The 14,146-nt window shown below is 43.2% G+C and carries 12 protein-coding genes and 2 pseudogenes; 7 read left to right on the forward strand and 7 right to left on the reverse strand.

Annotation, left to right across the window (positions count from 1 at the left end; all coding sequences use genetic code 11):
* Positions 1–103: 103 nt before the first annotated feature.
* Positions 104–1,249, reverse strand: a complete 1,146-nt coding sequence (locus HFE01_RS11945) for a glycerate kinase family protein (protein ID WP_107733666.1) — start codon at positions 1,247–1,249, stop codon at positions 104–106.
* A 21-nt stretch (positions 1,250–1,270) separates the two neighbouring features.
* A complete protein-coding gene (locus HFE01_RS11950) occupies positions 1,271–2,566 on the reverse strand; it encodes a GntP family permease (protein WP_016822522.1) in 1,296 nt (431 codons plus the stop codon).
* 214 nt (positions 2,567–2,780) lie between these two features.
* Between HFE01_RS11950 and HFE01_RS11955 the strand changes: the two genes are divergently transcribed.
* From HFE01_RS11955 to HFE01_RS11965, 3 genes are read left to right on the forward strand one after another with little or no spacing between them, the layout of a single operon-like run.
* Complete coding sequence (locus HFE01_RS11955; protein WP_167437933.1) at positions 2,781–3,512, forward strand: GntR family transcriptional regulator; 732 nt, start codon at positions 2,781–2,783, stop codon at positions 3,510–3,512.
* Positions 3,505–5,043, forward strand: coding sequence for a gluconokinase (gene gntK, locus HFE01_RS11960; RefSeq protein ID WP_107733664.1), 1,539 nt, complete (start codon positions 3,505–3,507; stop codon positions 5,041–5,043). Before HFE01_RS11955 ends, gntK begins: the two co-directional genes overlap by 8 nt.
* A gap of 26 nt (positions 5,044–5,069) precedes the next feature.
* The gene (locus tag HFE01_RS11965) at positions 5,070–6,416 is read left to right on the forward strand and encodes a GntP family permease (RefSeq protein WP_107733663.1); all 1,347 of its coding nucleotides are present in this window, start codon (positions 5,070–5,072) and stop codon (positions 6,414–6,416) included.
* 108 nt (positions 6,417–6,524) lie between these two features.
* Here HFE01_RS11965 and HFE01_RS11970 read toward each other — a convergent pair whose 3' ends face one another.
* From HFE01_RS11970 to HFE01_RS11980, 3 genes are all read right to left on the reverse strand, one after another.
* Complete coding sequence (locus HFE01_RS11970) at positions 6,525–6,896, reverse strand: DMT family transporter (RefSeq protein ID WP_016822518.1); 372 nt, start codon at positions 6,894–6,896, stop codon at positions 6,525–6,527.
* Positions 6,896–7,447 (reverse strand): TetR/AcrR family transcriptional regulator, encoded by a 552-nt coding sequence (locus HFE01_RS11975; protein WP_016822517.1) that lies wholly within the window; start codon positions 7,445–7,447, stop codon positions 6,896–6,898. The genes HFE01_RS11970 and HFE01_RS11975 overlap by 1 nt, the downstream gene beginning before the upstream one ends.
* Positions 7,448–7,634: 187 nt before the next feature.
* Positions 7,635–8,591 carry an endo-1,4-beta-xylanase gene (locus tag HFE01_RS11980; RefSeq protein WP_013373834.1) on the reverse strand — a complete coding sequence of 319 codons (957 nt, stop codon included), beginning with the start codon at positions 8,589–8,591 and terminating at the stop codon, positions 7,635–7,637.
* 149 nt (positions 8,592–8,740) lie between these two features.
* Between HFE01_RS11980 and HFE01_RS11985 the strand changes: the two are divergent.
* Positions 8,741–8,848 (forward strand): annotated as a pseudogene (locus HFE01_RS11985) (TetR/AcrR family transcriptional regulator); the annotation flags it as partial.
* A 146-nt stretch (positions 8,849–8,994) separates the two neighbouring features.
* On the opposite strand, the pseudogene HFE01_RS11990 reads toward HFE01_RS11985, so the two are convergent.
* Positions 8,995–9,404 (reverse strand): annotated as a pseudogene (locus HFE01_RS11990) (YjdF family protein).
* Between the two features lie 286 nt (positions 9,405–9,690).
* Here HFE01_RS11990 and HFE01_RS11995 point away from each other — a divergent pair.
* Entirely contained in the window at positions 9,691–11,136 is a 1,446-nt protein-coding gene (locus HFE01_RS11995; RefSeq protein ID WP_107733661.1) for a DEAD/DEAH box helicase, read from the forward strand.
* Between the two features lie 62 nt (positions 11,137–11,198).
* Here HFE01_RS11995 and HFE01_RS12000 read toward each other — a convergent pair whose 3' ends face one another.
* The gene (locus HFE01_RS12000; protein ID WP_243208174.1) at positions 11,199–12,278 is read right to left on the reverse strand and encodes an elongation factor G; all 1,080 of its coding nucleotides are present in this window, start codon (positions 12,276–12,278) and stop codon (positions 11,199–11,201) included.
* Between the two features lie 241 nt (positions 12,279–12,519).
* On the opposite strand from HFE01_RS12000, the gene HFE01_RS12005 reads away from it, so the two are divergent.
* Both HFE01_RS12005 and HFE01_RS12010 read left to right on the forward strand, forming a co-directional pair.
* Positions 12,520–13,110, forward strand: a complete 591-nt coding sequence (locus tag HFE01_RS12005) for an RNA polymerase sigma factor (protein WP_107733660.1) — start codon at positions 12,520–12,522, stop codon at positions 13,108–13,110.
* Positions 13,071–14,138, forward strand: coding sequence for a DUF4367 domain-containing protein (locus HFE01_RS12010; RefSeq protein WP_107733659.1), 1,068 nt, complete (start codon positions 13,071–13,073; stop codon positions 14,136–14,138). The genes HFE01_RS12005 and HFE01_RS12010 overlap by 40 nt, the downstream gene beginning before the upstream one ends.
* Positions 14,139–14,146: the final 8 nt, after the last annotated feature.

The raw sequence follows: 14,146 nt of genomic DNA on the forward strand, positions 1-14,146 counted from the left end.
CTGCCAATCTCCATTGGCTAATGAAAACCGGGATTACAGGCGAGCACTCGTATTCCATTGTAATTATATTATGCCGTTTTATGTTCCTCGCCTATCAATCCGTTCATTTCTCACTGATTTGGAGTACTCTCGCAATATTCTCGCACGTACGCTCTACGTTTTGTGGCCCTTCGGCCAGCAACTTACCCAGCTCCGAAGCTCCCGGCACGATGCCAAACACCGCATCTATTCCTTCCTTGTATAGCGTGTCGATCCCTTCCCCGATATAACCTGCAACCGCAATGACCTTCTTGCCCGATTGTTTGGCTGCCTGAGCTACTCCGTACGGAGTTTTACCGAATTTGGTCTGAAAATCAATGCCGCCTTCTCCCGTCAATACGATATCGGCCGTGGCGAGTTTCTGTTTTAAATCGGTGTATTCAATCACAATTTCAATGCCTTTTTGCAGCGTCGCCTGAGTAAAAATCAATAACCCGGCACCTAATCCGCCTGCTGCACCCGCGCCTGGAAGATCGCGCACATCCTTGTCCAGCTGCTGCTTCACCACATCCGCATAATGGGCAAGATTAGCATCCAATTGCTGCACCATTTCCGGGGTTGCCCCTTTTTGTGGGCCGAATACACGAGATGCCCCATGCTCCCCACACAACGGATTTGTTACATCACAGGCTACAATCAATTGTACCTGCTGCAGGCGGTCATCCAATGATGAAATATCAATGCTGTCCAGCTCGCCCAAACTGCCGCCGCCGCGTGGAAGAGTATTGCCTGCCGCATCCAGAAATCTAGCCCCCAGCGCTTCCGCCATACCTGTACCGCCATCATTCGTCGCACTTCCGCCAATGCCGATGATAATTTTTCGAATTCCCTGGTTCAGACACTCACGTATTAACTCACCCGTACCATAGGTTGTTGTCTTTAACGGGTTTTTATTGTCCTTATTAACCAGATGGATTCCGCTGGCAGATGCCATTTCGATTGCCGCAGTGGTGCCGTCTCCCAGCAAGCCATATGCCGCTTTTACAGGTTCTCCAAGCGGTCCTGTCACCTCCATGTAACGAAGCTGCCCGCCTGTCGCATCCACCAGTGACTGCACTGTTCCTTCACCACCGTCTGCCATCGGAACGTGGACATAATGGGCTGTCGGATAGACCTTGCGCAATCCTTTCTCCATTGCAATGCACACTTCCTTTGCCGTCATGCTTTCTTTAAAAGAATCCGGTGCCAGTACAAATGTTTTCTCTCTCATTTTGTCACCCCATCGTGAATATTAAAGTATGAATCCATACAATATGGTTGCTACAATCGCCATAGTCCCGCCCACAATAGCTTCATAAGGGATTAATCCCATCCGTTGCTTAATGCTCATTTTCATGCTGTCTGCCGTAACGTGGAAATAGTTGCCCTGTGGTAAGGAATCAATGACGGTAGCTCCTGTATGCACCATCACAGCGGCAGCTAACGGGGCTGTCCCCATGTTCAGAATGGCTTCCCCAAACGAGCCAGTCGCCAAAATAACGCCAGTTGAAGTCGATGCTGTGGCGGCCGCCATCAGAATCCCTGCAAGCGGTGCCAAAAATGTGCCAGAAACTCCCGAAGCTTCAATCAAGCCAACTACCTGAGCAGATAAATTAGACGCAGAAATCAGACCCGCAATCCCACCTGCACCGATCAAGATAAGCACGGTTGCCGTCATTTTATTCAAACCGGAAGCCGAATATTTCAGGATATTGCGCCCTTGTCCCATGGCCAGCATACCTACAATCCCGGCGATCGGCAAAATGTACATCGCGTCAACCTTGAAGTTCGACAGTGCTTCAATGCCAGAGATGGAACCAATCGGGTTAATCATCAGCAAAATAACGGCTACCACCGGGGCTACAATCGCCCGTCCCAATGCTGGGTACTTCGACGTATCGACATCACTATCCATAATATCCTGTTCGGATACCTTCACGCCCTTGTTTTTCAACATAGACGCCACCAGAACCGTCATGATTAATCCGCATATCGCAGGTACCACACCCGCCAACATAACGTGGCTTAAATCCAGATTAAACCCACGCGCCGCCGCAATCGTATTGGGATTCGGAGAGATAATGTTCCCCGCCTTTCCGCCTCCAGACAAGGCCAGCAGAAGAGCCAGCTTGGAAATCCCCATTTTGTTCCCAACCGACAAGGCAATAGGTGCCACAATGAGCACGGCCACGGGAATAAATACGCCTACTGCTGTAATAATCATCGTCGCTAACGCTAGTGCAAGGATCGCTTTACTGCCACCAAACTTCTTTACAATAGCCTGTGCAATTGTCTCCGCTGCCCCAGACTCCATCATCACGCCTGCCAATACACCTGCCGCGAGCACACGAATGACCGTCCCCATCACGCTCTGCGTACCACTAATTAGCACGCTGATCGTCTGCTCCAGATTGGCTCCGCCCAATAAAGCGCCTACAATAGCTCCCAAAAATAAAGCGTAAACCGGATTCAGCTTTCTTAATATCAAAATAATTGCAATAGCCAGCCCTGCTAGAGCCCCTATCCAACTGATCGTTAACCCTTCCATCTGTCTAACCCCCCGGGCAATTTTTGATTACGCTTTCATTATATCGATTGCAGTGTGTGAATTATATTGAAGAACAGACGAAATTGATTGTGCATTTGCACAAAAAAGCCCGAACAGGCATACAGTATCAATTTAATGAATACGCTTGCAAATTTAAAATTTTAGATTATAATACTTGTATACAAGTATACTTGATTAATGAGAAGGTGAATTTATGGTTCTGTCCAGTGAATTCCTATATCCCTCCAAATGGCTTCTCAAAGCCTCTGCTGGGGATCGTGTAACATCCGAGCTTAGAATGCGCATCATTTCTGGCGCAATTGAAAGCGGTACCATACTATCTGAAAATAAATTAGCTGCTGATTTTGCTGTAAGTCGCTCACCCATTCGTGAAGCGTTAAAAATATTGGCTTCTGAAAATATCATCCGACTCGAAAGAATGGGTGCGGTCGTTATTGGTCTATCAGAGAAAGAAATAGAAGAAATTTATGATGTTCGTCTACTTATAGAATCCTTCGTATTTGAACGTCTTATAAAGATGGACACTCATGATTTAGCAAAGGAACTTAGTAAAATACTTGAAATGATGAAAGTCACAGTCAAATATAGTGATGCCGATGAGTTTTCATATCAAGATGTCTTGTTCCATGAAACGATTATTCGTGCAGTTAATCATTCATACATCCTGATGATCTGGAATAATTTAAAGCCCGTGATGGAAAGTCTCATTCTGTTGTCGATGCGTATGCGCTTCAAAGAAAAGTATGAAGACTTTACACGCATTGTATCAAATCATGAGCTTTATATTGAAGCAATCCAAGCAAAAGATAGAGACCTTATGATTAAGTCTTTACATGAAAACTTTGATGATGTTCAAGGTAAAGTAGAAGACTTATGGATGTCCCAACAACTGCTGTCCAAAGGAGTCGTGCCACAAAATGACTAACTACATGTTAGGTATAGATATCGGAACCACCAGTACGAAAGCCGTTTTATTCAGTGAAAAAGGCGAAGTCATCCAACAAGAAAATATCGGGTACCCGCTTTATACACCAGATATAGCGACAGCTGAACAAAACCCCGAGGAGATTTTTCAGGCAGTCCTACAAGCGACTTCGAATATCATGAAACAACACTCACAGAAAAAGCTATCGTTTGTTTCATTTAGCAGTGCCATGCATAGTGTCATTGCAATGGATGAACATGATCAACCACTTACGCCTTGTATCACTTGGGCAGATAATCGCAGCGAAGCGTGGGCACATCATATAAAAGATGAGTTGAATGGCCAAGAAGTCTATAGACGAACAGGAACACCCATTCACCCCATGTCACCCTTAACTAAAATAGCTTGGATTGTGAATGATCTTCCTGAAATCGCTATCAAAGTTAAAAAATATATCGGAATTAAAGAATATATTTTCAAAAAGCTCTTTGATTTATATGTTGTTGATTATTCCCTGGCTTCAGCCATGGGCATGATGAATCTCGAAAATCTGGATTGGGATGAAGAGGCCTTAAAAATTGCGGGGATAACCCGTTCCCAACTATCTGAGCTCGTACCCACAACCAAAATATTTACCGACTGTAATTCAGTTTTAGCAGAAGAGATGGGGATCGATCCACAAACACCATTTGTCATTGGAGCCAGCGATGGAGTTCTCTCTAATCTAGGTGTCAATGCGATACGAAAAGGCGAAGTTGCCGTCACCATTGGGACAAGCGGTGCCATTCGAACCATCATAGACAAGCCACAAACAGATGAAAAGGGAAGAATATTTTGTTATGCGTTAACGGAAAAGCACTGGGTCATTGGCGGACCGGTTAATAATGGCGGGATGGTCCTTCGCTGGATTCGTGACGAGCTTGCCTCATCAGAAGTAGAAACAGCGAAACGACTAGGAATTGATCCATATGATGTGTTAACCAAAATTGCTGAACGCGTAAGGCCAGGGTCTGAGGGATTGTTATTCCACCCCTACCTCGCTGGTGAACGTGCACCCTTATGGAATCCAGACGTACGTGGCTCATTCTTCGGTTTAACGATGTCGCATAAGAAAGAACATATGATTCGCGCAGCCTTAGAAGGAGTCATTTACAATTTATACACCGTATTTTTGGCCCTAACCGAATGCATGGACAGTCCCGTGACCCGGATCCAAGCTACAGGAGGCTTCGCAAGGTCAGATGTTTGGCGACAAATGATGTCTGATATATTCGCATCTGAAGTCGTCGTTCCGGAAAGCTACGAAAGTTCTTGTCTAGGAGCTTGTATTTTAGGCTTGTATGCCATTGGAAAAATCCAATCATTTGAAGTGGTTTCTGAAATGATTGGCAGTACCAACAAACATGCACCCAAAGAAGAAGCAACCAAGGAATATAGGAAGTTGCTACCGATTTTCATTAACCTATCCAGAGTATTGGAAGAAGATTATACACGGATTGCTCATTACCAAAGAGGCTTAATTAAACACTAAAAGGATAAATACAGGGGGTAATTACAATGCCATTAGTCGTTGTAGGGATTGGAATTTTAGCATTACTCGTTTTAATCATGGGCTTCAAATTAAACACCTTCATTTCCTTAATCATTGTATCGTTCGGTGTAGCCTTAGCCCTTGGAATGCCATTAGAGGAAATTGTTAAAACCATTGAAGCTGGATTGGGCGGAACATTGGGTCACTTAGCGTTAATCTTTGGACTCGGAGCGATGTTAGGGAAGTTGATCGCGGATTCTGGTGGTGCCCAAAGAATTGCCATGACCCTCGTTGACAAATTTGGTGAAAAAAATATTCAATGGGCGGTCGTAGCTGCTTCATTCATTATCGGGATTGCGTTATTTTTTGAAGTAGGATTAGTATTGTTAATTCCAATTGTATTTGCCATTTCAAAAGAATTAAAGGTTTCTATCTTATATCTCGGTATTCCGATGGTCGCTGCTTTATCCGTAACACATGGTTTCTTACCTCCACATCCAGGACCAACTGTTATTGCTGGTGAATATGGCGCGAATCTGGGTGAGGTTTTACTTTATGGCTTCATTATTGCTGTTCCAACTGTTATTTTGGCTGGCCCTGTATTTACGAAGCTTGCCAAAAAACTCGTACCTGCCTCATTTACGAAAACCGGTAATATTGCCTCTTTAGGAGAACAAAAAGTATTTAAGTCTGAGGAAACTCCTGGATTCGGAATCAGTGTATTTACGGCAATGCTTCCTGTCATCTTAATGTCGATTGCTACGATTATTACTTTGCTTCAAAAAACAATGGGGTTTGAAGATAATAGTTTACTGGCCGCGATCCGATTTATTGGTGATGCATCAACATCCATGTTGATTTCCTTACTGGTTGCCGTTTACACCATGGGGATCGCAAGAAAAATTCCAATCAAAGATGTAATGGCATCTTGTACAACTGCTATTACTCATATTGGGATGATGCTCTTGATCATTGGGGGAGGCGGATCCTTCAAACAAGTACTCATTAATGGCGGCGTAGGTGACTATGTAGCCGATTTATTCAATGGAACTACATTATCACCAATTCTGCTAGCCTGGATCATCGCTGCAATCTTACGTATTTCCCTGGGTTCTGCAACTGTTGCAGCCTTAACAACCGCTGGTTTAGTGATTCCGATGTTAGGACAATCTGACGTTAATCTTGCTTTAGTCGTGCTTGCCACGGGAGCGGGTAGCTTAATAGCTTCACATGTTAACGATGCCGGGTTCTGGATGTTTAAAGAGTATTTTGGTTTAAGCATGAAAGAAACCTTTGCCACATGGACATTGCTTGAGACCATTATTTCTGTAGCCGGATTAGGATTCATCTTAATACTAAGTTTATTCGTATAAACCATGATTTCCGGGCGGTAGATTCCCCACTTATCATTCTTAGAATCTTCTAAGTCGATAAGTGAGTAACTACCGCCTATTTACGAACTGGAGTGATATCACCTTATTTCACTTTTGAACGATTGAACTGGTTGCTTCTGTTGTTCCTTTTGCCTCACCATGTCCTGCACCAAATAGGTTCAATACCACCACGCCAATAACAATTAAAGCAATCCCTACGATACTTCCTGTGTTGATTTTCTCCTTCCAGATCAATACTGAAATCACCGTTGTAGCAACAGCCCCCACCCCTGACCAGATGGCATAGGTCATATTAAGAGGAAGTGTCTTGAGGGTTAGTGAAATAAAGAAGAAAGAGATTACAAACGCGACAATCGTGAATAGAGTCGGATACAGTCTCGTAAAACCTTCTGAAGCTTTTAGCATTGAAGTACCAATAAGCTCACTAGCAATAGAGATTGCCAAGAAAAAATAAGCCATCATTCATTCTCCTTTATATATGTCTTTAATTCTTCTATAATTTTTTGCTTCAATTCTTCATTGGGAAGAGCGAGTCCGAACATTTCGGCAAACCACAAACCATCTATAGCTAATCGGACGATCGTAGAACGGACTGGGTCCAATTCGTCGTTTTCGATTTTATTTTGGATATTCGCATACTCATCCTGAAGCAGCTTGAGCATGTGAGGGTTCGTAAATTGTGCTGCCGAGAGAGCGGTATACAGGTCACTTGCATCCTGATCCCCGGAAAATGACGTATTCATATAAGCGCGAGTCCATCTACCTTGGGAATGTGTATCGTTTTCTGCCCTTTCATTAAATTCGGCGATAAAGCTGGTCGATAGCTGTTCAACCATTCCCAGAATCAATTCATCTTTATTCGGAAAATGGTAAAGCAATCCTCCCTTACTTACTCCCGCTTTCTTAGCCACCGCTTCTAACGTTAATTTTTCTACTCCTTCTTCTTGTACAATTATAGAAGCCGCTTTAAGGATTAATTCTCTTTTTAATGTTTTTTTAGTTGTGTTCATTCTGATCACCGCCCATTTAACTATACCGTCCGGACGGTTTTATTTCAAGTAAAAAAACGTTTAAGCTAAATAAAAAGAAGCCTTGGGCGTGTAACATTTCAGCCAAGACTTCTTTAAATAAACAACTACCCAGCCCGGATATTTAGCAAAAGTCCGCATCTGTTGGGTTTTAAGTGCCACCTATAGCTTATCTCTTCAGATACTGTCTCAGCCATTGGAGCGCAGGGCGTTCCGTGCCGTTAGAGTTCAGCAGATGTGTACCATCTTTCCAAGTTTGTCCTTGGATATACCCCCAAAGCGTAACTCCCTTCACTGAGGGGTTTTGCCAAAGGACTGGAAACTTCTCTTTGTATCTGGCAAGTTGGGTGTTATCATCCCCAGTTATATCCAGTTCCGACACATAGATCGGTAACCCGGTCGCCGACAGCTTATTTAGTACAGTATTCATCGTGTTGACTGAGACGTTGTCCATACTGAAATGGTGGCATTGAATGCCAATACCGTCAATCAGGCCTCTACTCTTGAGCTGATTAATAATATTGACATATTGGTCGGCTAAAGAAGGGTCGTTGATAATACCATAATCATTTATATGCAGTTTGGCATTCGGGAAAGCTTGTCTAGCCTGTTGAAACGACCATATGACCCAATCCCATCCGGTCGACCCGTCACCACCAATGGCATTGCGGTAGGACGGCTTCTGATGCAACGGCTCATTCACCACATCTACAAACGCCGCATTCGGATAGCGCTGACCTGCTGCTTTAATCCACTGAGTCACTTCCGCTTTCTGATCAGCAGCCGACAGTCCTTTAACCCATCCTGGCTCCTGGGCACCCCATACCAACGTATGGAACTTGAACGGGAAACCATTGCTACGGGCATAATTGTAGGCGGTATCCGCCTGCGACCAGTTCATGTTGTTACGACTGCCTTCAACCGATTCCCACTTAGTCGAGTTCTCCGGCGTCACTTGATTCCAGTATGTCCCGTAACTAGGAGGGACACTGCCCGCAATGATATTCCCCAGAAATTTGCTTCCATTTGCCAGGCCAGCATCAGCCTGGTTGACCAGAACAGATGATAACAACACACCCGCCAACGCCAAACTGCTCACCAGCTTGCCCACTTTAGTTCTTAACATAAAATCTCCTCCTCACACGTATAATTTGATAATACTCTTCCTCAATAATTTAAGCGCTTACATTTCCAATTATAAGAATGAATAGTTGTTTTCTGCTACATGTGAAAGTATAGATTTTACCCGAAAAATCTTACATCATTGCAGGGCAGCAGGCATTAGTTGTATCGTTAATTGGTCTGACCGTCATGATAAAGTCTCGTCCAGAACGATCATTTATTGATAATACAATAGAGGTAACACTGACACTGCTTAAGTAAGTTGAATGGATTCTTTTAGCGGATAACAATCTCTATAAGACAGTTTAAAGGGCACCCAGTCGGGTGCCCTTTGTGCGTAACACATATTTTCACATATGTTGATATAAAACAATGCGTTACAATTGCGTATAAGGATGGAGGTTTTATTAATGTCCACGATGTTTTTCTTTCGCTTTCTTTCCTTTAATTCCCTTATCCGTGCCTTCATAGATTCCTTTTGTTGTTTGGAGTAAGTACGTTTCTCCAACTTACGCTTCTCATACTCTAACTTTAAGGCCTCTTGTGCGTTGGAGGAGACTCCCTTTCGCCTTAATTCATACGCTGCCTGCCTTGCTAGCCGCTTTGGATTGATCTTCTTCGTTTCAGACCCCTTTACAGCCACCTCTTGTGACAGCCGACTAACAAGTTCACACATTTCCTCTCGGATAAAATGGAGAATTTCTTCGTCTTTAGGCTCTGTACCAAAAATGTACCTGGCTGCCTTCAATTTCCCTTGGTCCTGCTTCTCCACGACTCCAACCCAATACTGTCCATCATGATAAATCGTAAGCTTCATTTGAATCCCCCTCATTTTAAATCGAAACGATGGACATCCCGAGGGGGGAAGGTTACTGACATGGCACTCTTGCTAATATAGAGTCGTCCATGCGTCTGGACTACCAACCAGACTGTGTTTTTTCGTCTCAGAAAAAGTATAGTTGCCTTACTGGAAAACAGCAAGTTAATCGCTGATATGTATTAGAGTGAACCTAGATATAGAGTATACTAGATGAGTATAAGTTCGGTACACGATGACATGATATATGTAATGGTACTTAAATACAGCGCAGAAGAGGTTGAGAATGAGTCAGAAACATTTTGCAGATTATCCATTAAGTGAAGAAATTGTGAGGGCTCTGAATAGCTTGGGCTATGAGACGCCAACAGAGATTCAAACGGAGGTTATTCCCGTTGCGCTTGCGAAGAAGGATCTTGTGGCCAAATCGCAAACAGGCAGCGGCAAAACAGCAGCATATGGTATTCCACTTTGTGAGCTAGTAGATTGGAATGAGAATAAGCCCCAAGCTTTAATCCTGACACCAACTCGTGAACTCGCATTACAGGTTACTGAAGACATCACGAATATTGGACGCTTTAAGCGGATCAAAGCAACGCCCCTTTATGGGAAACATCCTTTTCATATACAAAAGGCCGAGCTAAAACAAAGAACACATGTGGCTGTAGGTACGCCTGGACGTGTACTGGATCACATTGAACGAGGCACGCTATCCTTAAATCGAATTGCCTATCTCGTGATTGATGAAGCTGATGAGATGCTGAATATGGGCTTTATCGAGCAGGTTCAGTCGATTATTCAGGCGTTGCCTAGTGACCGGGTTACGATGTTGTTTTCCGCTACTTATCCCGAAGATGTAGCCAAACTATCACGTAAATATATGAACGATCCTGCGGAAATTGAGATTAAGGCGACGGGTGTAACCACAGCCACGATTGATCACTCTCTTATTCAGGTGCGAGAGGCAGACAAGCTGGCTCTGCTACAGGATCTGCTCATTGTTGAGAACCCTGACAGCTGCATCATTTTCTGCCGTACGCAAGAGCATGTAGATACACTATTCAGAGCATTGGCTGACCTCGAATATCCATGTGATCGCATTCATGGCGGCATGGAGCAGGATGAGCGATTTGAGGTAATGAACGCATTCAGAAGGGGACAATTTCGTTACTTGGTCGCAACGGATGTAGCCGCCAGAGGGATTGATATCACAAATATCACCCATGTCATCAACTACGATATTCCCCTTGAAAAGGAAAGCTATGTTCATCGTACAGGCCGTACAGGACGTGCTGGCAAAACGGGGAAAGCCATTACTCTAATCACTCCTAAAGACAGCAACCGATTAGCTGATATTGAAGCATATATTGGATTTGCAATTCCGCAAGTAAAAGCCCCCTCAAAAGAGGCTGTAGATCTCCGCAGAGAAGATTTCGAGCGGAATCTACATGTAAAAACTGTCCTCAAAAACGACAAGCGCGAGCAATTAAACCAACAGATTATGAAGCTCAATTTTAACGGCGGTAAGAAGAAAAAACTTAGAGCTGTCGATTTTGTGGGTACCATCGCTAAGCTTGACGGGGTAACGGCAGATGATATCGGGATCATTACGATTCTGGATAATGTGACAGATGTTGAGATTCTGAATGGCAAGGGCCCACTGGTGCTTGAAATTATGAAGAATACGACCGTAAAGGGCAAGCTGTTAAAGGTACGCAAAGGGCATAAGTAGAAGGTACGCTGCATAAAAAGAGTGAGGCCATCCCGTCCAGAACAGCCGAAGGTTTTTGTAAGCTATACAGGCGGGATGGCCGAGTTCATCTCTTGCTCCTCTAATTCATCTTTCCATTTAGCGATATTATAAATGACTTTGAATTTCTCTTTTAACTGAGTAACACCTTCAACTGGCACATAGCTGTCCAATTGTAGATGGAAGTCTGAAATATCTTTTTTATGGTTATACATCTCTTCTAGAATATCAATGATTGTGGAAAGTCTAGATTTAAACGATAACTTATAATCATCTTCGTCCTCGAGTATACATAGATTTTCTACCCCTCTAAAAAAGGAGTTCTCTTCAAAATATAGCTTGTTACAGATCATATGGGCCTGCATCAATGGTTCGCATATTTGCCAATCTGCTTGCTGCATGGCGGTTTTGAGTGATATATGTGCTCCACTAATGTAATAATAATCTCGATAAAAACACATTGAACAAGAGGCCTTCATTATTTTAATTTTAGAATCTACAGCAGGATACCCTAATACAAATCCTTCAGCTAACAATTTCTTGGAAAAGTAATCTAACGATTTTACGAATAATTGGTATCCAAGCTCCTTACCTTCCTCATCATCTTTATGACAGCAATAATGAATAATATCTTCATTCACTTGTATATTTTCATATCGATATCCCATTCCAGCCTTTAAACGATCAATATGAATTTCGACTCCTGCAAAGAGGTCATTCAAACTTGTTATTCTGGAATGATTGCCTTTCAAATTTATGTTTAAGTCAGCAGTACATTCTCTATAAAGTATGCAGGTGTCTTTGATATTCAGGTTAACGTCTTGTCTATTCATAAAATTAGCAATTCTCTTGAGATGCAAGTAATCCATTCCTATAAAAATTATGTTCTCATATTCAATAGCCCCAGCATCAGATTGATTAAAATGAACAGCAATACAAACGTCCTCATCGTGTGCTATCAATGTCTCAATACTCTCAATCATCCTATTCCGTAGTGCAGCTTGTCGAGGAAATGGCATGGTTAATCCAATGTATTTTGATTCCAGGTTAGGCAGCAGCTTCATTTGATCATGAAGGTAAAGCATCACACGATCAAAATTATATTTCTTAGCACTTTCATTCATTAGAAACCGTAGACCTCCTTCTTATCAATTCTTAATTTCATTTTACCATCCCCCCACTTCCACAATATACCTTTAACTCTATAAAACTAACTACGTGGGTGATAATTGTTCTGCTTTATCGTATTCTCTTAAAGAGTCGCTAGAACACTTAAAAAAATTTTAGACAAGGTGTCCCTTTTGGTCATCTTCGTTTGTTATACAGATATAGTTTGCTTTTTGATCAGAGGGGGTGCCTAAATCCTTGAATGAGGACATCGAATACAGAATCAAACGAGTTCAAGCCGGCGAAATCCAGGATTACGCCTACATTGTAAAGGAGTATCAGCGTCAGATTTTTGTGTACTGCTGGAGGCTATTAGGAAGTGAGCAGGAGGCAGAAGAGGCTGTGCAGGATATTTTCGTCAATGCTTTTGAGAAAATCAGCAGGTACAAGCCGACAGTGGGCTTTTCCTCATGGCTGTATAAAATGGCCTATCATCACTGCCTGAACCTGATTCGCAGGAAGAATCTACAGCGCAAATTTAAACTTACCCTGTTCACCTCAGCTGACATGACTTCAGACAGTGCAGCGCAGGTTATGGAACGTCAGCTTTTCAGTGAACCGCTGAGCCGAGCGTTGAAGCAACTGAACGCGGAGGAGCGTAACCTGCTGGTGCTGCGCATTTTTGAAGAAAAAACGTTTGGAGAAATCGGGGAAATCATGAACAAAAGCGAGGACGCTATCAAGAAAAAATACGGCAGGACAAAAACAAAGCTCAAAAAAATAATGGAGCCCCTAAAGGAGGACCACAAATGCGTGAGTTACAAGACAGAATTCAAAAACAAAGCCTGAAATACACCGATCTGCAAGACAGGGGATTAAAAAACATGGACAAGCTAACCGAGCCAGAGAACGCTTTGAAAATTCAGGCTTTTGACGTCTCTGACAAAGTGATGGAACAGGTCTACCAAAAGGCGATGCCCAAAAAAGGAAATATCGGAAAAATCTATTTTCAGCCTCGCTTGACTGTCCCCATCATGATTTTGCTTTTTGTAGTAGGGGCCTCTGTGACCGGATACGCAGCTTCACAATATCTGGAATTCCGTAACAGCACGGGTAATGTCGTATTAAATACCGCCAAACCCCCTACCGAAACGGACGCCTCCAAAGCATATACCTCGACCTACGCACAGTGGGACAAAGAGGTGAAAGGCCGTTTGCAGCCAGGAGAGTATGCTGCCTATTACGTCAAGGACGATTCTATGAATCAAAAAAACCTATCTAATCCGGCCCTGTTTGCGTACAAACCGGCTGAACTTTTAAGTTTCAACAGCTTACAAGATGAAATCAAGCGGACTGAGGCTCCTTTATTCAACAACCCTACTCACCTACCGGATGGCTATCAGTTTGAATTTGGATACGTCTATCCAGTCGCTGCATATCCTGGAATGATGGATAAAAAGGAATATCGCGCTTTAACCGATCAACTGATGCAACAGGCCAAAGCTGCACCGGAGGGTGAAAATCTGTTTATTCAAAAGCTGAACTGGGACAAGTCAGACTCCTCCTTTGCCCGGTATGCGAGAGGAAACGACTATGTAAACATTACCGTCACCAAATACACTCCTGAAGTCACGAAGACGACCATCATGCAAAATGAACAGGATTCGGCTGAGCAAGTGACAATCAAAGGAACCAAGGTCTATTACATCAGGGCAAGTGAAGCAAGCAAGCCCTTGGAAGCAGGAAAAAACCGACTGGGATGGCTCGATGAAAAAAGACATTTACACTACAACATATCCGATAACCAAGACAGCCCGCTGACCAAAGAAGATTTGGTTAAAATAGCCGAAGATTTGCTTAATGGTTCACCACAATAGCTACAACG

This window comes from Paenibacillus sp. EKM10P, assembly GCF_011800655.1.
In the GTDB taxonomy this organism is placed as follows: Bacteria; Bacillota; Bacilli; order Paenibacillales; family Paenibacillaceae; genus Paenibacillus; species Paenibacillus polymyxa.